The organism is Synechococcus sp. UW86, from assembly GCF_900474085.1.
In the GTDB taxonomy this organism is placed as follows: Bacteria; Cyanobacteriota; Cyanobacteriia; order PCC-6307; family Cyanobiaceae; genus Parasynechococcus.
In genome coordinates this window covers 79360-102769 of record NZ_UCNU01000003.1, presented here as the reverse complement: position 1 = coordinate 102769, position 23410 = coordinate 79360, and the positions used below count along the sequence as shown (strand labels likewise).

At 59.9% G+C, this 23410-nt stretch carries 26 protein-coding genes and 1 tRNA gene; 17 read left to right on the top strand and 10 right to left on the bottom strand.

What is annotated here, in order from left to right; genetic code table 11:
• From DXY04_RS11905 to DXY04_RS00925, 5 genes are all read right to left on the bottom strand, one after another.
• Positions 1-174, bottom strand: coding sequence for a hypothetical protein (locus DXY04_RS11905; RefSeq protein WP_170951286.1), 174 nt, complete (start codon positions 172-174; stop codon positions 1-3).
• Positions 171-770: an L-threonylcarbamoyladenylate synthase gene (locus DXY04_RS00940; protein ID WP_115160621.1), complete on the bottom strand. Its 600-nt coding sequence runs from the start codon at positions 768-770 to the stop codon at positions 171-173. Before DXY04_RS00940 ends, DXY04_RS11905 begins: the two co-directional genes overlap by 4 nt.
• Positions 771-798: 28 nt before the next feature.
• Positions 799-1704 carry a peptide chain release factor N(5)-glutamine methyltransferase gene (prmC, locus tag DXY04_RS00935; protein ID WP_115160610.1) on the bottom strand — a complete coding sequence of 302 codons (906 nt, stop codon included), beginning with the start codon at positions 1702-1704 and terminating at the stop codon, positions 799-801.
• Positions 1683-2570 carry a DNA-processing protein DprA gene (locus DXY04_RS00930; protein WP_115160620.1) on the bottom strand — a complete coding sequence of 296 codons (888 nt, stop codon included), beginning with the start codon at positions 2568-2570 and terminating at the stop codon, positions 1683-1685. Before DXY04_RS00930 ends, prmC begins: the two co-directional genes overlap by 22 nt.
• Positions 2571-2679: 109 nt before the next feature.
• Positions 2680-3084: a thioesterase family protein gene (locus DXY04_RS00925; RefSeq protein ID WP_115160609.1), complete on the bottom strand. Its 405-nt coding sequence runs from the start codon at positions 3082-3084 to the stop codon at positions 2680-2682.
• An 82-nt stretch (positions 3085-3166) separates the two neighbouring features.
• Between DXY04_RS00925 and DXY04_RS00920 the strand changes: the two genes are divergently transcribed.
• Positions 3167-4015 (top strand): universal stress protein, encoded by an 849-nt coding sequence (locus tag DXY04_RS00920; RefSeq protein WP_115160608.1) that lies wholly within the window; start codon positions 3167-3169, stop codon positions 4013-4015.
• Position 4016: 1 nt separating this feature from the next.
• Here DXY04_RS00920 and psbM read toward each other — a convergent pair whose 3' ends face one another.
• On the bottom strand, positions 4017-4121 hold the full coding sequence (gene psbM, locus DXY04_RS00915) for a photosystem II reaction center protein PsbM (RefSeq protein WP_025362091.1): 105 nt from the start codon (positions 4119-4121) through the stop codon (positions 4017-4019).
• A gap of 59 nt (positions 4122-4180) precedes the next feature.
• A complete protein-coding gene (locus DXY04_RS00910) occupies positions 4181-4657 on the bottom strand; it encodes a 2Fe-2S iron-sulfur cluster-binding protein (RefSeq protein WP_114987405.1) in 477 nt (158 codons plus the stop codon).
• Between the two features lie 182 nt (positions 4658-4839).
• Between DXY04_RS00910 and psbB the strand changes: the two genes are divergently transcribed.
• From psbB to DXY04_RS00860, 9 genes are all read left to right on the top strand, one after another.
• Positions 4840-6399: a photosystem II chlorophyll-binding protein CP47 gene (psbB, locus tag DXY04_RS00905; RefSeq protein ID WP_115160607.1), complete on the top strand. Its 1560-nt coding sequence runs from the start codon at positions 4840-4842 to the stop codon at positions 6397-6399.
• A 21-nt stretch (positions 6400-6420) separates the two neighbouring features.
• Positions 6421-6516, top strand: a complete 96-nt coding sequence (locus DXY04_RS00900; protein WP_011128841.1) for a photosystem II reaction center protein T — start codon at positions 6421-6423, stop codon at positions 6514-6516.
• Positions 6517-6729: 213 nt separating this feature from the next.
• The gene (nrdR, locus tag DXY04_RS00895; protein ID WP_115010537.1) at positions 6730-7212 is read left to right on the top strand and encodes a transcriptional regulator NrdR; all 483 of its coding nucleotides are present in this window, start codon (positions 6730-6732) and stop codon (positions 7210-7212) included.
• Between the two features lie 172 nt (positions 7213-7384).
• Positions 7385-8476 (top strand): 30S ribosomal protein S1, encoded by a 1092-nt coding sequence (locus tag DXY04_RS00890; RefSeq protein ID WP_115010536.1) that lies wholly within the window; start codon positions 7385-7387, stop codon positions 8474-8476.
• Between the two features lie 5 nt (positions 8477-8481).
• On the top strand, positions 8482-9255 hold the full coding sequence (locus DXY04_RS00885) for an HAD family hydrolase (protein WP_115160606.1): 774 nt from the start codon (positions 8482-8484) through the stop codon (positions 9253-9255).
• Between the two features lie 23 nt (positions 9256-9278).
• Positions 9279-10514: a methionine adenosyltransferase gene (metK, locus tag DXY04_RS00880; RefSeq protein WP_114987395.1), complete on the top strand. Its 1236-nt coding sequence runs from the start codon at positions 9279-9281 to the stop codon at positions 10512-10514.
• A gap of 4 nt (positions 10515-10518) precedes the next feature.
• A complete protein-coding gene (locus DXY04_RS00875; protein WP_115160605.1) occupies positions 10519-11757 on the top strand; it encodes an FGGY-family carbohydrate kinase in 1239 nt (412 codons plus the stop codon).
• Positions 11758-11937: 180 nt separating this feature from the next.
• Positions 11938-12213, top strand: coding sequence for a DUF2470 domain-containing protein (locus DXY04_RS00870; protein WP_011363472.1), 276 nt, complete (start codon positions 11938-11940; stop codon positions 12211-12213).
• Between the two features lie 729 nt (positions 12214-12942).
• Positions 12943-13015: transfer RNA gene (locus DXY04_RS00860), tRNA-Phe, on the top strand.
• Positions 13016-14486: 1471 nt separating this feature from the next.
• Here DXY04_RS00860 and DXY04_RS00855 read toward each other — a convergent pair.
• Positions 14487-14792: a DUF1651 domain-containing protein gene (locus DXY04_RS00855; protein ID WP_371634494.1), complete on the bottom strand. Its 306-nt coding sequence runs from the start codon at positions 14790-14792 to the stop codon at positions 14487-14489.
• Positions 14793-17190: 2398 nt separating this feature from the next.
• Positions 17191-17967 carry a hypothetical protein gene (locus DXY04_RS00835; protein ID WP_115160600.1) on the bottom strand — a complete coding sequence of 259 codons (777 nt, stop codon included), beginning with the start codon at positions 17965-17967 and terminating at the stop codon, positions 17191-17193.
• Between the two features lie 215 nt (positions 17968-18182).
• Here DXY04_RS00835 and DXY04_RS00830 point away from each other — a divergent pair, with 215 nt between their 5' ends.
• Positions 18183-18422, top strand: coding sequence for a hypothetical protein (locus tag DXY04_RS00830; RefSeq protein WP_115160618.1), 240 nt, complete (start codon positions 18183-18185; stop codon positions 18420-18422).
• On the opposite strand, the gene DXY04_RS00825 is transcribed toward DXY04_RS00830, so the two are convergent.
• Positions 18423-18938, bottom strand: coding sequence for a hypothetical protein (locus tag DXY04_RS00825; protein WP_244278528.1), 516 nt, complete (start codon positions 18936-18938; stop codon positions 18423-18425).
• Between the two features lie 41 nt (positions 18939-18979).
• Here DXY04_RS00825 and DXY04_RS00820 point away from each other — a divergent pair, with 41 nt between their 5' ends.
• From DXY04_RS00820 to DXY04_RS00795, 6 genes are all read left to right on the top strand, one after another.
• The gene (locus DXY04_RS00820) at positions 18980-19636 is read left to right on the top strand and encodes a TVP38/TMEM64 family protein (protein ID WP_115160599.1); all 657 of its coding nucleotides are present in this window, start codon (positions 18980-18982) and stop codon (positions 19634-19636) included.
• Positions 19637-19745: 109 nt separating this feature from the next.
• A complete protein-coding gene (locus DXY04_RS00815; RefSeq protein ID WP_115132297.1) occupies positions 19746-20171 on the top strand; it encodes a hypothetical protein in 426 nt (141 codons plus the stop codon).
• Positions 20168-20743, top strand: a complete 576-nt coding sequence (locus tag DXY04_RS00810) for a phycobilisome polypeptide (protein WP_115160598.1) — start codon at positions 20168-20170, stop codon at positions 20741-20743. The genes DXY04_RS00815 and DXY04_RS00810 overlap by 4 nt, the downstream gene beginning before the upstream one ends.
• Positions 20744-20815: 72 nt before the next feature.
• Positions 20816-21574, top strand: coding sequence for a phycobilisome rod-core linker polypeptide (locus DXY04_RS00805; RefSeq protein WP_115160597.1), 759 nt, complete (start codon positions 20816-20818; stop codon positions 21572-21574).
• Between the two features lie 5 nt (positions 21575-21579).
• Positions 21580-22275, top strand: a complete 696-nt coding sequence (locus DXY04_RS00800) for a pentapeptide repeat-containing protein (protein WP_244278527.1) — start codon at positions 21580-21582, stop codon at positions 22273-22275.
• Positions 22276-22425: 150 nt separating this feature from the next.
• Entirely contained in the window at positions 22426-23310 is an 885-nt protein-coding gene (locus DXY04_RS00795; protein WP_114987441.1) for a phycobilisome linker polypeptide, read from the top strand.
• Positions 23311-23410 lie beyond the last annotated feature (100 nt).

The window sequence follows — 23410 nt, the reverse complement described above, 5'->3', positions numbered from 1 at the left end:
TCAGGGCGACGTACTGCGGTCTGATTCGCCTGCCAGCAGCCAGATGAAGAACACCCCCAACAACCAGGGGAGAAGATTCAGTTGAAGCGTCCAGGTGAAGACCGCTTCAAGGGGTTCCAGCACCCAATGAAGCAAGGCCATCACCAGCAGGCAGAGCCCAACAAGCGAGATCACTCGAGCACCTCAACCCCTGCTGGAATCACAGCACCCCGACGCACCATGCGCCAGCGGCCGTCCTCAACCCAGACCAACACCGTGCTGGCCTGACCGGAGTGTTGAGACCACGGCTGAGGCCCCAGCTGAGCGACATCAGGGAAATAACGCGCCGCCTCCGCCGCGGTCGTGCTGGCGGGTTCACCGGAGCGATTGGCACTGGTGGTGGCCAAGGGGCCACTGATCTGGAGCAAGGCTCGGGCCTGCTCACAGGCCGGAATGCGGCAGCCCAGGCTTGTTCCACCTGGGTTGAGATACCGGCCTGCACCGTCATCACGGGCAGGCAACACCAGCGTGAGCGCTCCAGGCCAATAGCGCTCAGCCAAAGCTTCAACCTCCCGATGGCAGGGCCCCTCAACCTCGTGGAGCAAGTCATTGACTGATGCACCCATCAAAATGAGGGGCTTATCGGCTGGTCGGCGTTTCAAGCGCCAGAGGGTCTGAGCTTGATCGGGAAGCACCGCCAGGCCCGGCAGCGTGTCGGTGGGAATGATGGCGGCTTCACCGGCACGAAGCCGCAGCGCCAGGTCGGAGGCGGCCAGAACCGGAGCAGGCATGAATCCTTCCTTCATCGCAGGCGTTGCATCAGCTTGATGCGGCAGGTTTGCAAGCAAGCGCAAAGCGAAGGGTCCCCTCAAGATCAGCGGCCGCTCTGACCTCAACCAAGCCGGCATCCCGCAGAAGCTGCGTCACCTGAGCGCTCTGGTCGTGGTGGTGTTCGAGCAGAAGCCAACCTCCGGGCGACAGCCCCATTAGGGCGCCATCCACCACCGTGCGGATCGCATCCAAGCCATCTGCTCCCCCAAGCAACGCCAAGTGAGGTTCGTGGTCACGCACCACAGCCTCAAGACCGTCAACCACAGCACTGGGGATGTATGGAGGATTGCTGACCACCAAATCCAGGCTTCCCCACCAGCTCTTGAGGGGAGACCACCACGACCCGAGGTGCAGCGAACAGTTGTGATGCGGGGCGCAACGCTCAAGATTGCGTTCTGCCAACTTCAAGGCATCGGAACTGAGGTCGACGCCATGCCCTGGTGCCGTGGGCCAGGCACGGGCCAGAGCCACAGCGATGGCTCCTGAACCAGTGCCGAGGTCAGCCCAACGAGCGGGAGGGGTGGCTTTGAACTGGCTCATGGCCAGATCCACCAGCAGTTCCGTTTCCTGACGGGGAATTAATGCGGCAGGCGACGACTCAAGCAGCACATCCCGCCAGGGACAGAGCCCAACCAGGTGCTGGAGGGGAACATTCCCATGAAGGTGACGCTCCCACAGCTCAGAGAGCACCTCAAGGGACTGCTCCAGGGCGACGGTGCGCGTGGGGTCCAGCAACAGCCGTTGCAGGCTGGCCCAACGAAGACCAGCGGCCAGATCAAGCAGCCAATCCAGATCAGCCGCGGTGCCACCCCGGGCGAGTTGTAGGCGCCGCCACTGCAACACATCAGTGCCGGCAACGGTTGTGCAGTCTCTCAAGGCCGAGGCTTGCGCCAATGCAATCCAGATTCACACAGCAGTTCGCGCCGACATTCAAGGGCCAAAAGCTGGGGTGCCAGCTCAGCGGGGGAGCACTGCAAACGAAGCACCAACTGATCAAAGGTCGCCCCTGAGCCAATGGCCTCCATCAACCGTTGATGCTTACCGCGTGACTCCTCAGACCTCAACGGGCCCTCGCCAATGGAGGCGAGCAGATCCTCAGGGTGAATCAAGGCAGTTGCACCATCGCGAAGCAGGGCATTGCTGCCCCGACAGGACCATCGGCGGGCATCCCCCGGAACCACCCACACGGGGCACTGCATCCGGCTCGCCCAGCGGGCCGAAATCAGTGCTCCGCTGCGTTGCGGACACTCCACCACCACGAGCGCTTGGGAAAAAGCGACCAACCAACGGTTCCGCGCCGCGAAGTGCCCTGGGCGCACACGGCAGCCGGACCGACTCGGACTGATCAACAGCCCTTGCCTGCCGACCTGCTGTTGCAACGATCGGTGGTGGGCTGGATAGACACGGTCCAAGGGTGTCCCTAACACCGCGATGGGTGCACCGTTTCTGGCCAAACAGCCGCGATGGCCGTGCGGGCATGGATGTGCCGGAGCAGCGATCGATCCCCTTCGACGTAGAGCCCGGAAGGGGGGTGAGTGCAGATCATCCAAGCAACGAGGCCAATCAGGATCACCCGGCAAAAGGGCACAAGCAGGCACGTCAAGCTTCGGAGCAGCCCCGTGCTCGAACCTGTAACGCTCAACGTCGCGCAAACAGTGCGCCGGCCAAGCCAGCGCCTGGCCCAAGCGTTCGATCGGCCAACCCCAGAGCTGATCAGGGCCGATGGCTTGTTCGCAGCAAAGCCTGCGCAGATCAGCCATGCGGGCATTGCCCAAGCCAGGGCAACAGGTCCAGAGCCACCACCACCCCCGCACCAGCAACTAGCAAGTACATGTGTACTAGCACGGCAGCGGTGGCTCAGGGCTCGATTCAAAGCGCTTGGCGCACCAGCTGATCCATCACCTCCTGCAGCTGCGCCGGTACGCGCCTGAGCACGCGCCCCTCACGCACCATCACCAGATTCACCGACGCCTCCGCAACCACCGCATTTCCGCAGACAAAGCGAGAGATCCATGGCCAGCGCACCCCCTGCTGACCAGGGGATCGGCTTTCAACACACACTTCGTCGCCGTGCCGGAGTGGATGGCGGTAATCCAGGTGAAGGGACACCACTGGCATATCGACACCCATCACGGTCATGGCGGCATAGCCAAGGCCCGCAGCCTGGAGCGCCTCAACCCTGGCCTCCTCAAGCCACTGCACATAGGCCCCATGCCACATCACACCGGCGTAATCGGTGTGCTGCGGGAGCACACGCTTGGTCAGGGTGAACATGATCCGCGTAACGCTGTGACATCAGCTTCTCTCCACGGAGGCAACCACCCATAGGCTTCCGCAGAGGCTGCTTCATCTCCCTGTGTTCAGGAACCTTCTGATTGCCGACTCGGGCAAGGGTCACGTCGAGGAAATGATCCGGATGCTCCAGGACATTCCCAGCCTGAAGGCCGCAAAAATCAATTTGCTGCATGTGGTGTCGGAGCAAAGCAAGTCGCAATCCGACGGCCATCGCGACGAAGCAGAAAACCTCTTGAACAGCGCAGTCACGCGCATGGGCTTGAGCCCATCAAGCGTGAGCACCTTGATTCGCGAGGGCGACACCAAGCAGACCGTGCTCAAGGTTGCCGATGAGGTTCAGGCCGACCTGATCGTGATGGGATCCCGCGGCCTGGGACGGCTTCAATCGATCCTGGCCAACAGCACCAGCCAATACGTCTTTCAGCTGTCCACGCGGCCGATGCTGCTGGTGCGAGATGACCTCTACGTCAAGCATGTCAACCGCGTGATGGTGACGATCGACGGAACAGGCGTTGGGGACGACGCTCTGCGCACGGCCTGCGAACTGGTGCGTGAAATCCCTGGCGGAACGCTCACCGGAGTTCATGTCGTACGCCAGGAGTCAGCACCCTCCCGGGGAGGCCGCACAAAAGCAGACGAGGTTCTTGACGCCGCTGTTCAGCGGGCCAGGGGTTTCGGTGTCGACATGAAAGCCATCCACACCGAAGGGAAGGACATCGGTCGCAGCGTTTGCCTGGCTGCATCGGAATGCAACGCCGACCTGGTGGTCATCGCCTCTCAGGACCGACGTCCTCTTGTCGCCAGAGGACTGGTGGATTTGGACAAGCTTCTGGGCGGATCAGTCAGCGACTACATCCGAGTGCACGCACCAGCCCCTGTGCTGCTGGTGCGTGAGCCCGAACAGGGCTGAATCAGGCCTCGTTGTTCTGCGTGCCGATGTAGAGCACGATCAGGAAGATCGCCGGAACCAGGATGAACAGGAGGCTGGCGACGAATCCGAGATCGTTGGTTTCCATGGCCGTTGGAGGGATCCAGGCGAAGGTATCACCGACAAGAGGCCTGGGGAGCGTCTGCCCTAGGCCTCGTCACCGGCGGTAGCAGCCTTGGCATCTCGGCCGTCGCCATCGCCCCCATCCTGGTCCTCCTCATCGAGCTCACTGGCCGGAGGCGCTGGCCATGCCGTGGGACCCGCCGGCAGCGGGGCCTGCCTGGCCGCAGCCAATCTCGAATCGGCATTGGCGAGCCTCACCTGAGGCCTGGTGAGGACCATGACGGACTTCTCCACCAGGGCCTGGCATGCCAGACGCCACTCCTGGGGTCGGCGGCGCAACTTGCTGTCTTCGACGGCAGTGCGTGCCGTCAGCGCATCGGCGTTGTCTTCGTCGACCACGGAAACGAAGCAGGTGATGCACTGACCGCACCCTCCGCAGTTGCCCAGCTGCCCCTTCAGGCCGTAGAGCTCGATGCCCTCGCGACGGGCCACCTCACGCAGATTCTCACCGGGGTAACACTCCACATCACGCCCTTCGCGAACAAACCGGATAACGGGCATGAGCTCACAAGCAACCAAACCCCATCATGGGCTGAAGCATTGCGTTTTGTGAACAGCAGGGTCCTGACTTTCATGTCACTGACCGTTGCGGGCAGGTCACTTTTCCCCCGCCCCATGGACTGAAGCCCTTACGATCGCCCATGTCTGACTGCATAAGCAGTCTTGTCCCCCGAACCTGACCCATGGGATTGCCCTGGTATCGGGTGCACACCGTTGTCATTAATGACCCGGGCCGCCTTCTGGCTGTGCACCTCATGCATACAGCCCTCGTAGCCGGCTGGGCCGGCTCCATGGCTCTCTATGAGCTGGCCATTTTCGATCCGTCTGATCCTGTCCTGAACCCGATGTGGCGTCAGGGCATGTTCGTGATGCCTTTCATGTCCCGCCTGGGCGTGACCGGCAGCTGGGGTGGATGGAGCATCACTGGTGAAACGGGTGTTGATCCCGGCTTCTGGAGTTTCGAGGGCGTCGCTGCCGCTCACATCGTTTTCTCCGGCCTGATGATGCTGGCCGCCATCTGGCACTGGACCTACTGGGATCTTGAGATCTGGCAGGACCCCCGCACCGGCGAGCCTGCTCTCGACCTGCCGAAGATCTTCGGAATCCACCTGCTTCTCGCTGGACTCGGCTGCTTCGGCTTCGGTGCTTTCCACCTCACTGGCGTCTTCGGGCCAGGCATGTGGATCTCTGACCCTTATGCACTTACCGGTCATCTAGAAGCGGTTCAACCGTCTTGGGGACCCGAAGGTTTCAACCCCTTCAATCCCGGTGGAATCGTTGCCCACCACATTGCTGCTGGCATCGTCGGCATCATTGCCGGCATCTTCCACATCACCACGCGTCCGCCCGAGCGTCTCTACAAAGCGCTCCGGATGGGCAACATCGAAACAGTTCTGGCCAGCGCCATCGCAGCCGTGTTCTTCGCCGCTTTCATCGTGGCTGGAACCATGTGGTACGGCTCTGCTGCGACTCCCGTCGAACTGTTTGGCCCCACCCGTTACCAGTGGGATCAGAGCTACTTCAAGACTGAGATCAACCGTCGCGTACAAACCGCGATGGACGATGGCGCTACCCAGGAAGAAGCCTTCGAGGCCATCCCTGAGAAGCTCGCCTTCTACGACTACGTCGGTAACAGTCCTGCCAAGGGCGGTCTGTTCCGCGTGGGTCCGATGGTGAACGGTGATGGCCTGGCAACCGCTTGGGTTGGTCACATCGCATTCAGCGACAAAGAAGGACGCAACCTCGAAGTCCGTCGTCTGCCGAACTTCTTCGAAAACTTCCCCGTCGTTCTTCAAGACGAGCAGGGCATCGTCCGTGCCGACATTCCTTACCGTCGTGCGGAAGCCAAGTTCTCCTTCGAACAACAGGGCGTGACCGCCAAGGTGTTCGGTGGAGCACTCGACGGCCAGACCTTCACTGACCCTGCCGACGTGAAGCGCCTTGCACGCAAGGCTCAGCTGGGTGAAGCCTTCGACTTCGACCGTGAGACCTACAACTCTGACGGCACATTCCGTAGCTCGCCACGCGGCTGGTTCACCTTCGGCCACGCCACCTTCGCGCTGCTGTTCTTCTTCGGCCACATCTGGCACGGTGCCCGCACCCTGTACCGCGACGTGTTCGCTGGTATTGATCCCGACCTCGGAGATCAGGTGGAGTTTGGCCTCTTCGCCAAGCTCGGTGACAAAACCACCCGTCGCCTGCCCGAGGGCTACGTTCCCCCCGCTGGAACTCCCCTCAACTGATCGCCCTCTAGGAACAACACGATGGAAAGCTTCGCTTACGTCCTCATCCTTACCCTCGCGATTGCCACCCTCTTCTTCGCAATCGCCTTCCGCGATCCGCCGAAAATCGGTAAGTGATTTGATCTCCCAAAACCCCGCCTCGGCGGGGTTTTTTCATGCTTTCCATCACCCACCGTCGCAAGCCGGTCTCGTCCGCGCGAGCAGATCACAGCAGTCTCACGTCAGCAACAGCCGTCAACGCAATCCTCAAATGAGACTGATGTCCTCGAGGCCCTTCTCAAGTCTCAAATCAGTGTCTACAGTTGGCGCAACTAATTAATGCCCTCGGGGATGCAGTGCCCCTCCTGCCAAAACACAGATAGTCGCGTTCTCGAATCCAGGGCAGCGGATGGTGGACGCAGCGTGAGACGACGGCGTGAATGCCTCAACTGTGAATTTCGCTTCACCACCTACGAACGGGTGGAGACCGTTCCGATCACGGTGATCAAACGCAACGGCAACCGTGAAATCTTCAGTCGCAGCAAGTTGCTGCACGGCTTGAATCGAGCTTGCGAGAAAACGGGCTTGGACACCTCTCGGCTCGAATCCCTCGTGGAAGAACTCGAACTGAAACTCCAGCAACGCACCGGCAAGGAAGTGAGCAGCACCGAGATCGGTGAATTCGTGCTGAGGGATCTCAAACAGATCAGCGAGGTGGCCTACATCCGGTTCGCATCCGTTTACCGCCAGTTCCGAGGCATCGACGACTTCGTCTCGACCCTGGAAACACTGAACGCCGATCAGGAACAGAACCATCTGGCCACTGTTCGTTGAATCGTTTCGCTGAACCAGTGCACTGAATCGGTTCGTTGAACCCGTGCAGGGCATCGCTGCGCAAGAAAGCCGTCGGTCGTGTCTGTAAAGTCAGTAGTTCTCCGTGAAACGTCGGCGGGCGTTCCATGCGATTTTTTCGAACTACCCACCTGAGGTAGACCGCCAGCCCCCCATGTCTGCGACTCCGACAGAAGATCAGATCCAGGATCAGGTTCAGGACGCGAACGCCACAGAAGCCTCTGCAGAAACCGCCGCCGCCGAACAGGCGTTTGAGGGTGAGGACCTGAGCATTCCTGAAGACGTCCCCACAGCGGATGATCCAACCAGCCGCGCCGCCAGCCGCAGCCTGGACGACGCCGGATTCACCCTGGATGAGTTCGCGGCTCTCCTCAGCAAGTACGACTACAACTTCAAGCCTGGCGACATCGTCAACGGCACGGTCTTCGCCCTGGAATCGAAGGGCGCCATGATCGACATCGGCGCCAAGACGGCTGCCTTCATGCCTCTGCAAGAGGTGTCGATCAACCGGGTCGAGGGCCTGAGCGACGTGCTCCAGCCCGGTGAGATCCGTGAGTTCTTCATCATGAGTGAGGAGAACGAAGACGGTCAGCTGGCGCTGTCGATCCGTCGGATCGAATACCAGCGGGCATGGGAGCGGGTCCGCCAGCTCCAGAAGGAAGACGCCACCATCTACTCAGAAGTGTTTGCCACCAACCGTGGTGGTGCCTTGGTGCGAGTGGAAGGTCTGCGGGGCTTCATCCCCGGATCCCACATCAGCACCCGCAAGCCGAAGGAAGAACTGGTTGCCGACTTCCTGCCTCTGAAGTTCCTCGAGGTGGACGAAGAGCGCAACCGCCTGGTGCTCAGCCACCGCCGCGCCCTGGTGGAGCGGAAGATGAATCGCCTGGAAGTGGGCGAAGTTGTGGTGGGTACCGTCCGCGGCATCAAGCCCTACGGCGCCTTCATCGACATCGGTGGTGTCAGCGGTCTGCTGCACATTTCCGAGATCAGCCACGAGCACATCGAGACCCCCCACTCGGTGCTGAACGTGAATGATCAGATGAAAGTGATGATCATCGATCTGGATGCCGAGCGCGGCCGGATTTCGTTGTCAACGAAGGCTCTCGAGCCCGAACCCGGCGACATGCTCACCGACCCCCAGAAGGTGTTCGAGAAGGCCGAGGAAATGGCTGCTCGCTACAAGCAGATGCTGATGGAGCAGGCCGAAGAGGGCGAAGATCCGATCAGCTCCATGATGATCTGAGCCTGATGGCCCAACTGCTGCTGAAGGGAGATCCCATCGGCAATTTCCAAGGGGTGCTGTTCGATAAGGACGGCACCCTTTCCCATAGCGAGCCGCATCTGCTGGCCTTGGCAGACGCACGCATCAACAAAGCCGTCAAGGTTGCTCAGGAACAAGCCCCTGCGCTTAACCCCTCTGAGTTGAGCCACACCCTGCGCAGAGCGTTTGGTGTTGATCAAGGCATGCTCGATCCCGGCGGAACCCTGGCGGTTGCCTCCAGGCAGGACAACATCGCCTCGACTGCAACGGTGTTCTGCCTGATGGGCTGCTCATGGCCCCAGGCTCTCTCCCTGGCCCACACCTGCTTCGACGCGGTTGACCAGGAGGGCCTGATCGACACAACCCCAAGCCCGTTGATCAACGGGGCTGGGCAACTGCTGCGGAACCTGCACCAGCAGGGCGTCACCGCAGCTGTGATCAGCAACGACACCCGGTCCGGCATTGAAGAGTTCCTGGCTCACCATCAGCTCGGCGCAGGCATTGCCGGAATCTGGAGTGCTGATGACCATCCGCGCAAACCCGATCCACAGGCCGTTCTGGAGCTGTGCAACAGGCTTGGCCTGCCACCCCAACGGTGTGCCTTGGTTGGCGATGCGGAGACCGACCTTCAGATGGCCCTCGAGGCCGGTATCGGCGGCGTGATCGGCTTCACCGGTGGCTGGAAGCATGATCCGCAACTGCCATCAGCACAGCATCTGCTCCACAGCTGGAGCGACCTCGCCCTCAGCACAGGCGCGTAAAGTCACGCGACCTGGAGCGCCGAATGAGCCGATACGTCTTTACGTCCGAGTCCGTCACCGAAGGGCATCCCGACAAGATCTGCGACCAGGTGAGCGACGCCGTTCTGGATGCTCTGCTGGCCCAGGATCCCGCCAGCCGCGTGGCCTGCGAGACCGTTGTGAACACCGGCCTCTGCATGATCACCGGTGAGGTGACCTCCAAGGCGCAGGTGGATTTCATTCACCTAGTGCGCAACGTGATCAAGGAGATCGGTTACAGCGGCGCCCGGGCCGGTGGCTTCGATGCCAACAGCTGTGCAGTTCTGGTGGCCCTCGACCAACAGTCCCCCGACATCGCCCAGGGCGTAAACGAGGCCGACGACCACGCCGGTGATCCCCTGGATCTGGTGGGTGCCGGAGACCAGGGAATCATGTTCGGCTACGCCTGCAACGAGACGCCCGAGCTGATGCCGTTGCCGATCAGCCTGGCCCACAGGCTGTCGCGCCGCCTGGCCGAAGTGCGCCACAACGGAACCCTGGGTTACCTGCTTCCCGATGGCAAAACCCAGGTGAGCGTCGTCTACGAAAACGACAAGCCCGTCTCGATCGACACGATCCTGATCTCCACCCAGCACACCGCTGAAGTGGACGGGATCAGTGATGAGCAGGGCATCCGCGAGCGCATCACCGAAGACCTCTGGACCCATGTGGTGGAGCCGGCGACCGCCGATCTGGCCCTCAAGCCCTCCCGTGAGGCCACCAAGTATCTGGTGAACCCCACCGGCAAGTTCGTGGTGGGCGGCCCTCAGGGCGATGCCGGTCTCACCGGCCGCAAGATCATCGTGGACACCTACGGCGGCTATGCCCGCCACGGCGGTGGTGCTTTCTCCGGCAAGGACCCCACCAAAGTGGACCGTTCGGCCGCCTACGCCGCGCGCTACGTGGCCAAGTGCCTTGTGGCCGCAGGGCTCGCCGAACGGGCCGAAGTGCAGTTGAGCTACGCCATCGGCGTGGCCAAGCCCGTGTCGATCCTGGTGGAATCCTTCGGCACCAGCGCACTGGCCAACGATGCCCTCACCGCCTTGGTGCAGGAACACTTCGATCTGCGCCCCGGCGCCATCATCGAGACCTTCGGTTTGCGCAACCTTCCCCAGCAACGGGGCGGCCGTTTCTATCAGGACACTGCGGCTTACGGCCATTTCGGGCGCAACGACCTCAACGCCCCCTGGGAAGACGTGACAGCGAAAAGCCAGGAGCTGAAGCAGGTCGCCGCGGCCTGAAGCCATGACGGATTCACCGCTGGTGCTCGGAATCGACCTGGGCACCAGCGGAATCCGCACAGCCGTTGTTGCCGCTAACGGCGCGGTTCTCGACAGCCGATCCCAGGCCTACGGCGGAGACTTCGCCAACCCCCACAGCTGGCGCGAAGGCTGTGGAAATCTGATCAGGGCAATCCCAGCCCAGCTGCGATCCCAGCTGCAAGCACTCGCCGTGGATGGCACCTCCGGCACGCTGCTGGCCTGTGATCACGATGGTTCCCCACTTGGGGAAGCACTGGCCTATTCCCAGAGCTGCCCTGAGCTGCAGTCAGCCCTGCAGCCTTTGGTGGATCCCGGTAGTCCAGCCGCCAGCTGCAGCGGCAGCCTGGCCCGGGCCTTGCGGCTCCTCAACTGCCATGGCGAGGCGATCCTGCTGCGACATCAGGCCGACTGGATCAGCGGATGGCTGCTGAACGATTGGCGCTGGGGGGAAGAAGGCAACAACCTGCGTCTGGGTTGGGATCTGATCACGAACAGCTGGCCAACCCGTTTTGCCGAACAGTCCTGGCGGCAGGCACTGCCTGAAATCCGTCCCAGCGGCAGCATTCTCGGGACGATCGCACCGGAGCAGGCGAAGGCCTTGGGCCTGGAGAACGATCTGATCGTCGTTGCCGGCACAACGGATTCCAATGCCGCCGTTCTCGCCGCCGATCCCGGTCCCGGAGATGGGATCACCGTGCTGGGAACCACCCTGGTGATGAAGTGCTTCACCGAGACGCCCCTGCACGCCCCGGGCGTCACCAGCCATCGCGTGGGGGGACGCTGGCTCTGTGGAGGCGCCTCCAATGCAGGGGCCGGTGTGCTGCGGCGTTTTTACAGCGACGACCAACTCAGCGAACTGAGCCGCCAAATCAACCCAGACACCGACAGCGGTCTCCACCTACGGCCGCTCCCCGCCCCGGGGGAACGTTTCCCTGTGGATGATCCAGAACTGCTGCCGGTGCTTGAACCACGGCCGGTGAGTGATGCCCTGTACCTGCATGGACTGCTGGAAGGTCTCGCCGAGATCGAAGCGCAGGGTTGGCAGCGCCTGAACGAGCTGGGTGCTGCTGCACCCAGGCGGATCATCAGCATCGGCGGTGGAGCGCGCAATCCCCAATGGCGACGGCTGCGGGAACGCCGCCTCGGCTGCGCTGTAACGAGTTGCCAAACTCCCCCTGCTGCAGGGGTGGCACGACTGGCCCAACAGGCCCTGGTCGGGTGAGAATTCCGGCATCACGCCCCACCCTTATGCCCACCAAGCTCCGCGATGGTCTGGCCATCGGCCTTTTCGTCGTTCTGGCCGGGTACGTGGGCTTCAGTGGCATTCGCCTCGGCCTTTTGTTGATCGAGCGCTTCGCTTGAGCCGATCACTGCAAAGATTGCACTCACCTGTTTGATCCCAATGCCTGCAGACCCCCTCACTGATGCCGTCAGCACACGGATCTGCAAACACATGAACGACGACCATGCCGAAGCGGTGCTCGCCTACGCCAAGCACTACGGCGGCGTAAGCAATCCCGCTGCAGCGCGCATGGTGTCTGTGAAAGCAGAAACCATGGAACTGGAGGTGGATGGCGCCAGCGTCAGCATTGCCTTTGATCACACCCTCACCGACAGCGAAGACGCCCACCGCACCTTGGTGGCGATGCTGCGGGCGATGCCCAAAGAAGGCGCCTGATCTCGGAGCGATTCAGCCCAACAGGGGAACGCTTGTTGCAGCGACCGACCTGCTGTGCATCGCGCGCTCCTGAGCTTTGCCCAAACCCTTCTGATCGAGCGTCGCTGCCCGATCTGCTATGGACCTTGGGACAACCCACTGCCGCCGACGGCTCCCTGCACCACGTGCCTCGATGCCCTTGCTCTCCCTTGTCAGGGACTCAAGGGCTTGCTGCCCTTGCCGTGGTGTGCTCTCGGGGCTTACGCAGGCCAGCTGCGCCAGCTGCTGCTGAAGCTGCGTCAACAGCGCCAAGGCAAAGCGCTTGCGGCCTTGGTTCAGCTGCTGTCTGACCGCTTCACCCTGCCTGCAACAGCGGTGCTGGTGCCGATTCCAAGCTGGAAGCGGCAACGATCCAACCCCTTGCCGCAGCGCATCGCCCTGGGATTGGACCGGCCAACGACAGAGCTGCTGCACCGCACCCGTGCCGGGTTAAGCCAACACCATCTGAACAAACGCCAACGCGAAACCAACCTGATCGGGGCGTTCCAGGCCTGCCCCTTGGACAGACAAGGAGCCCACTGCTCGGTCTGGCTCGTGGACGACATCCTCACGACCGGGTCCACCGCTTTGGCTGCCCGTCAGGCCCTTGAAGCTGCTGGCCACCGCGTGGCTGGATTGATCTGCCTGGCACGAACCCCCGCAAGGGAGCGCAGGCGGTGGTTTAAGATTCCGTTGTCGCTTCGGCGGCGCGCCGGGATAGCTCAGTTGGTAGAGCAGGCGACTGAAAATCGCCGTGTCCCCAGTTCAAATCTGGGTCCTGGCATTTCCCGAAAACGCCTAAAAAGGCACGTGAAAGCACCATATATGGTGTTATTACGTTCCTTTTTAGTGCCTCAAGCACCCAATTGAATTTTGCCGTAACGGTAGGGGAGCAGTAGGGGAGCACGCCCTTTCGGTCAGACGGGGAAAGGTCCCCAGATTTCCCCTACTCAAGGGCAAAAAAAGACCTCTGGAGTGCCCACACCCCAGAGGTCCCGTCCTCTCGTTCTGACGCCCCATCACCTTCCTCCTGGTCTTCTCCAGTGAGGAGTAGGAGAACCGTCAGAAAAGGTGGTGAGGACCGCTCATGGTTCGGTCGTCCGTAAGCAATAAAAAAGGCGGCAGGGAATGCCGCCCAATCGGGGTATGAATGCGTCGAACCGGGAGGTCCATCCCCAGCATCACCGGTGCAAAGGAAGCGTCGAGAGCACTTTTTACAAACTGCCAAAAAAGTGGGGGTGTTCCCTAAGCACCCCCGCGTTCGACGCATCGCCCCCTTTCACCGAAAAGGAAGCACCCAGAGGATGGCGCGAGGGATGGCAACACAACGTCGCCATAACGACCAAAGGACTACTTGGGTCACGGGACGCACAAAAAAGGAGGGTTCCCTAGTCCCTCCCAAGAAGACGCATTCACCCCTCCAGAGAGGGTTGATGGAACTTTCACGTCCCTGGAGTGCTGCCGCCATGCGTAGAAGCGCGCATTTAAAAGGGGGGTGCGGGACCCCCCTGAAGGTCGTTGAGACCTGGTTACTGCTTCATCGGTCTCTGACCTCATTCCTGTTCTAAGGGGGTTCAGAGCACTAGGGCATGAGCGGAACTACCCCTTTCTGCGCCCCATAGACACCAAAAAAGGACCGGTATCCCTATCGGTCCCTCGGAAACTGAAAGTGCCGCTGGGCGGGACGACGCCAAGCGACGACCACCCTCACCGATGAGGGGGTACTGCCGTGGGTGCCGTGAGCGTTTTCCAAGAAAAGACCCAGGAGTGTTTGACCTCCTGGGTTCCTCGCTCTCATGCGATACGACTGGTCTAACACCGCCTAATAAGCATTTGTGCTTACGGGTTGCCGAACCGCTGGGGCGTCCAGTGCTCACACCTGAAGAAGCGCGAGCGCCAAGCAGGAACAATGTGCTGCCACACACGGCAAATGCCGCTGAAACAAGGTTCTCCCTGGAAGTTCTGGCAATTGACGCACCTAGCAGACATGTCAGGGAAGTGACGATCTTTCAACTGTCTAATCCCAGCGGAAGCAAGACGTCAGACACTGCTTCTAGGTTCTTCAGCAGAAACGCCCCAGTCAGGCGTCTTCAGAGGTTTCCGACCCTGCCTCTAAAGATGCCTACCCATGAAGAAGGGCGGGAGTGACCCGCCCCTTGGCACCTAACCCCGTCCTAATGAAGTGCGGTTCCGTAGGTGTCGTGCTCTTTTTCTAGGAATACCGCCAAGGCAAGACATCCGTAAAAAGACCTGCTTCAGGGTTCAGCAGTCGCACCCCACAGCGGTCTTGTCTTCTTCCACCCCTGCGTCTGAAGCGACTTCCACAACTGCTCTGCGACGTCTTTCCTCAGATATCGGCGCTCCTTGAGCAGCGGTGGACCTTCGGGCATCTGACGCCCTCGGTCAATAAAGACCTTGGGATCTCTCACCCAGGCGGAGTTGTCCTGGTGAAACCGCCAGACCCAATGGTCGTTGGCATCGATCAACCATCCCTCTTGCATCACGCCACCTCCGGACACCAACCCATTTCCGCTTCCCTGCGGACCATCCAGTTGCGGCACCTCTTCGTCAGATGTTCGCCATGCGGGACCTGACGACGCTGAAGACCACAGGTCAACAACGTGTGGCAGTGCTGGTCGCAGACATAGGAGAAGTGCTGGCAGGTCATGCAGACGCACGAGGACCTGGTCTGCTTCAGACCATCCACAAAATCCCATTCCTCTTCCGACATCGAACCCTCCTCATGAGTAGTTCATATGTTCTACTCCAGGTTTGCGGGGATTGGTCAAGGGGGGAAATCGGAAGATTCAGTCGCTCGAGAGGAGATGGATACGGAACCATCGCTTCAGCAATGGGGATGACGACATCGATGGTTCGTCGGATCATTCAGCAACAGGAAGAGGTGCCGTGCTGAAGATCCTTTTGGGTGTTGGTCTGGGGTTCCTCCTCTTCACCAACCAAGACGCGAGGCAGATCACTGCTGACCTACTCAGGGCAACTGGTGATGCCATTGCTCCTGCAGATGAGAACAGGACGCTCGAAGACCGAATCAACGAGGTGCTGGTAGGTGACTAGTCGCCCCACTCCTCGACGACTTTTTTTTGCCTTAGGCGGCAGTTCGCACAAGTCACCTCATCAAGGGCAAACGATGAAGGCAACTGCAATGCCCTACCGCAGATAACGCATTGGGTACTGCTGACGGGATGGGCGTGATCACCTTCTCTCCAGTGCCCATCCCTCATTAACCAAAAGATGCGGCGCCCAGTCTTCGCCTGACGACCGGAAGGGTCTGTGCCTCAGAGCACCATCGGAGCAAATCTTGGCGTTAAGACTTTCTGTGGAAAAAGGTGTGGAGAAGTGTAAAGAACGTTGTAGCGGGGGTTACAACTTACGTACTGGGCATCCGAAGAGGACAGCGAATGAGGGCATTACTCCTTCTGCTTCTGTCAGCGATGCCTGCGAGTGCAGAACCACTGCCATTGGTCTGCGAAGTAACCAGCGAAGAGGTCCCCACCATTTCCATTCGATTGGAAGAGCGAACCCCTACGGCACTTCGAGGAGTTCTGATCCAGGACGACAAACGACTTGGAATATTTATGTCCAGCAAACCCAAGCAATACCGCCAAACCACTTGGTCCTTCTTCACCCAGGACGCCGCCAATTCAGGCACTGCTCTGCTTTTTGAGAACGACCTTGTATGGAACCCGCACAAGCGAGTCCCAAAACCCCAGGAAGTCAATCGAGTGATTTTTGTTGGGTTGGACAATGCGCCCCTTTTTTGGCGAACAGAGGAGTTCGCTCCAAATCGAGAACTCCTGAAAGCAGCGGCGGGGTTCTGGACCATCTCCGCGCAATGCCTGGGTGGTCGGGTTCTGCGCGGTTAAAACCACTCCCAACCAGTTCGGTATCGCAAGGACACTCAATTCAGCATTTCTTCCATGAATCTTCGGGGAGCATTGGCACAACAGGGATCTCACGTCCTTAGGTTGCACAGATACTTGCCTTACCCCTCATGTGCCCGCCTGACCTTTCCAGTCTCAAGTGGGGCGATGACGGTGATTTGTCCCCTCACGACACCCTGAACCTGGTGGAGAGATTGACCAGAGCAGAACAGGAGTCAAAAGGGGCAGACGGAACGACTCTGAACTCCAGTCCCCTGCCGCTGGATTCTGACTCCGCGGATATTCCCTGACACCCGAGGGACCAATGGACGCAGTGCAAACCGAAGAAACCATCCGCTCTCTCCTAACCGACTTGAAGGAGGACAAGGTGGAGTCACTCCTGGTTCAGTGCGCTGACTGGGGGATCAACGTACGGATGTTCCTGAACGGAGACGTCGTGGAACTGGATTTAATGAAGAACTACGAGGGGTATGAGGTGACCTTTGTTGATAACAGGGACAAACAACCTGCTCAGATAGACGAATTATCAGACCTAATCCAACTCCTTCAGATCTCTTAAATTCAATATTGGGCGTGGTCCAATACCTCTTATGAATGCACCTCCTCTGGAGGTAGCGCAGGACCCAAAATTAAGCAGAAGGAACCGATCATATCTATCCCAAAGATTAGATCCATAGGTAAATCTTACTTTATCTTCATTTACTTGCTTTTCTTCTCTCAGCAGATACTCTTCCGTGAAATCAGAAGGACTTTTATGTTTGGAAGATCAGGATTTAACCCCTCACCTGAACAACTCCAAGCAATTATCGACACTGGAATCTGGTGGAATCATAAGGTCCAAGAACTCAGAGATGCTGAGCGGTTCGAGGATGCGTACGCTCTTCTTTAGGAGTTTGATGTCATTACATCTCGATCACTGGAAGGCAGTGATTAAAAAAGCGCCTACGGCAGATATCGGTGGTGCTTAATCACCAAAGCGTCTGCCCGTAGATCTCCATGGACCTATCGAAGATCCTTCTTGTAGTGCGATCCAAATACCTCTTGTGAATGCCTTTCATCACTTTCTCTTGGTCTTGTTTGCGTAGGTCTCCTGGATCAGTTCCTCCATCAGGTCATCTGGTTTGATCCGCTTCTGACGCACGCTCTTCTTAAGCGCAGGCAACTCAGGGCAGGACAGCGCAGGGAAATCTGCCTTCGCCTCTTTGAACAGGTTGCGGATAAGGGTCTTGTATTGCCTTCTGGTCTCTTCTCCTGAGTTGCCCTTCGCTTCACAGTTCTCCCTGACGAGACGAAAGAACTCCAAAAAGTCGTTGCTCGTGATCGCCTGAATGCTTTTGACCGTCGCCCAGGGTTGAACGCCTATGCCTGTGGTCCCGTTCCAAAGGTTCCTCTTGTCGCTCAACCAGCGGTTTTGGTTATTCCGTGGTTCCAATTCCGCCTTGGCATACCAACGCTCCCAATAGACCGACAGAGCGTGTTGCTTCTCCACTTCCCGCACTTGGGACTGTGAGAGGAGGTCCTGCCACTTCTGTTGAGAGGCAGCGACCGCGACCTTTGCTGCTTCCCAAGGGTCGGTAGTCCCGCAAGTCCCTTCTATATAGATGCGCTTCCCCCGCCCCCGGTTGGTTTTGCCAGCAAATGGACGAGGGTCATCTGCTTTCTCCGGCAGGAAGCGCCACTGGAGGTTCTTGGTCTTTCTGCTGTTCGCACTGGGTTTCTGACGGACGACCGATAGAGAGGTGTGGGGGATGTTCCCTTTGCCCCCCAGGTCACGCACCACGTTGAGGGTGTGAAGGGTGCCGTCGATCCATTCCTGTGGCAGCGACCGTCCCATAGAGTTCCCCTACCGAAACACCTTCCAGGAGTGGTTCGGACCTACCGCAAATCATCCCGATGGTATGGGAGCGGTATGGGAGCAGCAAGCAAAAACGTCCAAAAAGGGCATTTTTAGTATCGCTGCTATACAGATTGAGCGCTTTAAGGGGCGAATTGTCGCAACGCCCCCAGTTCAAATCTGGGTCCTGGCATCACATTGATGCCAAAACTGCCGTGTCATTCATCTCTCCAGATGCAGGCACAGATCGCGTTTTCGACAACGCCGACAGTTTTGCCATGGTGTTTGACCGCACCTGGAAGCAACTGCGAAGCAGCAACAAGGCTGAACTCAGCCAGGAAGAGCATCTCGAAGCCGTGCTCGAGGCGATGGCCGATCACCCCTTCCTGATCAGTTCCCCAGAGATGGCACGCCAGGTGGCCGCCTTCCGGATCAGGTTACTGGAACTGGCCTGATCAAGCGGAGAGCAGATCGATCTGGGGATCATCCACATATTCCGTGTCATCGCTGAGGGGCTCATCACTTAAGGCCTCATCCTCGACTCGGTCGTCATCCATCCCCCCCATCTCCATTTCAGGAGCTTCTGGGGTGTCGTGATCGTGCGCTGCTGACGCCTCCTCGGCGAGGGAATCAGCGTGCAGCTCCACGACCTCGCCTGGGCTCAGACGATCCCGAAGCATCCGCACCTTTTCTTCACTGGCCAGGAGCAGTTCGCCGGCGTCATCACTGACCGCGGCGATCTCCGCATCTTCCAGCTGCTGGCCCTCAACGGCGACCAACCGCGTCTCCAGCTCCATCAACCGATCCGCCAGCGTTTCCACCACTTCACTGAGACTGAGCAAATGGGTGCACAGCTGTTGCTCGAACGCGGTGCGCGGGGAGGTGGTGGTCACCGGGCTGGCCTCGTGTTGAGAAATTTCGCTGATGGTATCGATGCTGAGCTTCATGTCCACGGCCCTGGGAAAAGCCACGACTGGCCTACATTCCCCAGGGCTTTCGAGCGATTGAAGAGATGTCCAGGCTGAAGACGGGGCTGAAGGTCAGTGCCTGGATCGCCATCTTCATTGTTGCCGTCGTTTATCTGCAGCGATACGGCATCGCACCGCTGCAAAGCGCCGTAAATGACATGGGCATCTGGGCCCCACTCGGCCTGTTCCTGCTGCGGGGGGTGAGCATCATCCTGCCGGCGCTGCCCAGTTCGGTGTATTCCCTCCTGGCAGGCTCGCTGCTTGGCTTCAAAGCGGGCTACCTCACGATCATCCTTTCGGACCTGGTGTTCTGCAGCGCGGCTTTTTTCATTGCCCGCCGCTGGGGACGCGGACCGGTGAGCCGTCTGGTGGGGGCCAGCGCGATGAAACGCATCGATGGCTTCAGCAAGAACCAGCTGGAGGGCAACTTCTTCCTGATGACAGGCCTGCTGATGACCGGGCTGTTTGATTTCCTCAGCTATGCCATCGGGATCAGCCGCACCCACTGGCGTCTATTCGCTCCGGCACTGCTGATCAGCGTCCTGATCAGCGATTCGATCCTCGTGGCTGTTGGAGCTGGTGCCGCTAAGGGCGCCAGCCTCACTCTGGGCTTGGCTCTGCTGGCCATGTTTGCTCTGGCCACCATCACCGGTGTGCTGAAAAAGAAATCCTCAGAGGCGCCCTCCAACACCCACTCCTGACAGGAGCCCTGGGGGATGACAGCCGATCCATGTCGATTCCCACGAACCGCTGACTGGGTCGAGGAAATTCCTGGACACTGGTTACATTCGAGTTGATCGGCGTTTCTCGATGAGCGCACTGGCAGATCCGAGAATTGCCACCCTGCAGAACCAGGCCGGCAGCAGCGGTGAGCTGGATCTACCGGTGGGAGACGGTTGTTTTCGGATCAACCTCCGCGATGAAAACATCGCGCTCTGGCAGGAGACATTTGATCAACACACCACGGCGGCCAACCTTCTGCTGGCTTGCGAAGAAAGCAATGGAGACCTCAAGGACACCCGCCTGACCTGGGTGGTGGGATCTGCCATCCGCACAGCGACGGCATCAAGCCCAGACGCCGTCGGCTGGCTGTTAACGCAGTTGGGGGTACCAACTGAACTCACGGAAGCAGCCATCAGCCGTTGTCCTGGCCTGGGGGACGACCTGGTGTGGGCTTTTTACCTGGAACGCCACGGCTGGCTGATTGCCACACCGGTGGCCAGCGTTAACCCTTGAACCTTCAAAACACCGACTTCAAAACCCTGGTGCAGACCGCCCAGGTTCAAGGGCTGAGCCTCAACCAAGATTTGCCGCAGGCCACACGCCGCATTCTTGAGCGTGCTGATCAAGCCCAACGCCAGCTCACGAGTGAGGAGCTGACGACGATCTGCCAGGCCTCCGGCATTGATCAGTCGCTCCCCAGCAGCCTGATCCAACGATCGGATCACCTGGTGAACCAGGCCCGGGCACAGCTGCTTGCAACCCAACCGCATCTGGTGCAACTGGGCGGAGCTCTTCACCCGCAGGACAGGGCAGAGGCCTGCTGGCGGGACTGCTGGAACTTTCTACGCGTGGTCATCTACGCGGTGGCCTGCAACCAGAGCTGCTTTACAAACCCGAGCGGCATGGCCGCCCTGAGAGAGCTGTACAGACGGATGAACGTGCCCATCGAGGGGATGAACATCGCCCTCATTCAGCTCAAAAAGCTTGCGCTGGAAGGGGTCTCGCGATCGAACGACCGACAGCTGATCAGCGACTGCTTCCAACACCTGAGAGATCAGCTCAACAAAACTGCAGTTAAGAGCTGATAAGCCCCTGGCCTGAAAACAGTTTCTTCAAGGGAAGATTTCCGGCAAGTATTTCTACTCACGGCGCACGCCATGGCCATCCCGCTCCTTGGGTACCCGCTCAGCACGCAGAACGGTCGGGTGAGCAATCTCGCCGGAGACAACAGCACCGTTCAGAGCCAGCTCTATCCCTCCTCTGCTGCAGGTGACGACACCAACCGCAGCGACATGGATGCCGTGATCGAAAAGGCCTACCGCCAGGTCTTCTTCCATGCGATGCGCAGTGATCGCGAACCATTCCTGGAATCACAACTCCGCAGCGGCAACATCACGGTGCGGGATTTCATCCGAGGCCTGCTGCTCTCGGAACGCTTCCAGCAGGGCTACTACCAGTGCAGCTCCAACTACCGGATGGTGGATCAGGTGGTGGGACGGGTGCTCGGCCGCCCGACCCATGGCGACGCCGAACGCCGCGCCTGGTCGATCGTGATCGGCGAAAAGGGCTTCACAGCCTTTGTCGACGCAGTGCTCGACAGCCCTGAATACATGGAGAGCTTCGGCTACGACCTGGTTCCTCAGCAACGCTCGCGGGTGTTGCCGGGTCGATCCCTGGGCGAGACCCCGATTTACCAGCAATTCCCGCGCTACGGGGCCGACTGGCGCGATGCCTTGCAGGATCGAGCTCCCAGCGACCAGGCCGCTCAGATGCAGCAGCTGGAGATGTCATCGGCCTGGGTCAATGGCCAACCTCCTGCCTTCGCCCTCAAGCTCTGGCTGGGCCTGGCGGTTGTCGGCGGATTCGAGCTGGGCCGTGTGGTCCTTACCATCGCCTTCTCGATGCTTCGCAGCTGACTTCCTTGACGGCGCTCTCCAACCCCCTGAATCTGGACACCTGGCAACCGCCGGAACAGACCCTGGCCTCAGGGTCACTGGATGGCGCGGTTGATGCCCGGGGCGCTGATTGGCGGGGAGTGACTGTTGAAAAGGGCGACCTGCGTGGCGCCAATCTCTGTCGCGCTGATCTGAGGGGAACCGACCTCTCCAGCTGCCAGCTGGAGGGAGCCGACCTGCGCCTGGCGCGCTACGACGCCAGCACCCGCGTACCGGAAGGGTTTGATCTGCTCAGCAGCGGGGCCGTCGGCCCCAAAGCAAGGCTGAGTGGTGTGTTCTTGAACAGCACCGACCTGCGGGGCATGGATCTGCGCGGCGCCGTGCTGATGGGGGCCTATCTCAGCGGAGCTGACCTGAGTGGTGCCCTGCTCGACAACGTTCGACTGGTGGGATCGGATCTTCGTCACGCAATCCTGCGGGGTGCCATGTGCCGGGGGACCCGCTTTGGCACGTGCCAGCTGGACTTCGCCGATTTTCGCGGCGCCGACCTCTCCGAAGCAGGACTGGAGAGCGCGGAATCGATCAAAGGAGCCGATTTCTCCCTCACCACAGGGCTCAGTGGGCAGCGTGATGCGCTCTTGGCCCGCCCCTTCGAAGAACTCGACTGCTGGAATCCCCTGACGCGGAGCACCACACGCGACAGCCTCAAATCCTTGTCGTGAGAAGGATTACCCCGATCCACCACCCGAAAACCGGGGGCCGAATCGTCATGTCACGCAACATTCGGACACATTTGATTGAGCTTTATAAAGAACCCGCTCCACGCCACTACTTCTGAATGACCATGGCGTGACGCACACGTCAGGTTGTCCATGCCCTTCGGTCCTGCCTCTCTGCTCGGGGTCGAGCGTTTCTCGCAAGAAAGCGAAGCTCCTCTGGAACTCATCCCTGGTGATGACGACGCCAAGAAGGAACAAATCATCCGCGCCGTTTACAAGCAGGTGCTGGGCAATGCCTATGTGATGGAGAGCGAGCGTCAGCTCGTGGCTGAGTCCCAGTTCAAGCTGGGCGAAATCAGCGTGAGAGAGCTGGTGCGCCGCATCGCCAAGAGCGAGCTGTACCGCGATCGCTTCTTCGACGCCTGCTCCCGATACCGCTACATCGAGCTGGCCTTCCGTCACCTGCTGGGACGCGCCCCCGTGGACTTCGATGAGATGCGTGCTCACGCCGAACGGCTCGACAGCCACGGCTATGAAGCCGACATCGACAGCTTCATCGACAGCGCCGACTACCAGGACACCTACGGCGAGTGGACCGTTCCCTTCCAGCGGGGCTGGAAGACTGAATCCTGCACCACCCTGCAGGAGTTCACCTGGAGCTTCCAGCTGCTGCGTGGCAACAGCAGCAGCAGCCTGAAAGGCGATCTTTCCGGGATCAGCAGCAAGCTCGGCGGCAACGCCTACCAGAACCGCCCGATGGCGGTGGTGCCCCCCTCCTCCACCGAAGCCACCGGCTGGAGCTTCCGTCCCTCCAAGAACCTGCAGGACGCTCCCACCCGCCATGGCGTGGGTGCCGGCGAACAGGGCAAGACCTACCGGGTGGAAGTCACCGGCTACAGCGCCAACAACGTGCGCCGGATCTCCCGCTACACCCGCTCCAACCGGGTGTACTTCGTGCCCTTCGACAAGCTCTCCGAGCAGTTCAAGCGCATCCATGCCGAAGGCGGCAAGATCGCCAGCATCACGCCTGTGAACTGAGTTCCTTGATCGATCAGCAGGGCGGCTGCCCGGGAGTTCGCGCATGACCCCGCATCGCCGCCTCTGATTCGAACTCACTCCGCAACACCTTTTCTCCCCT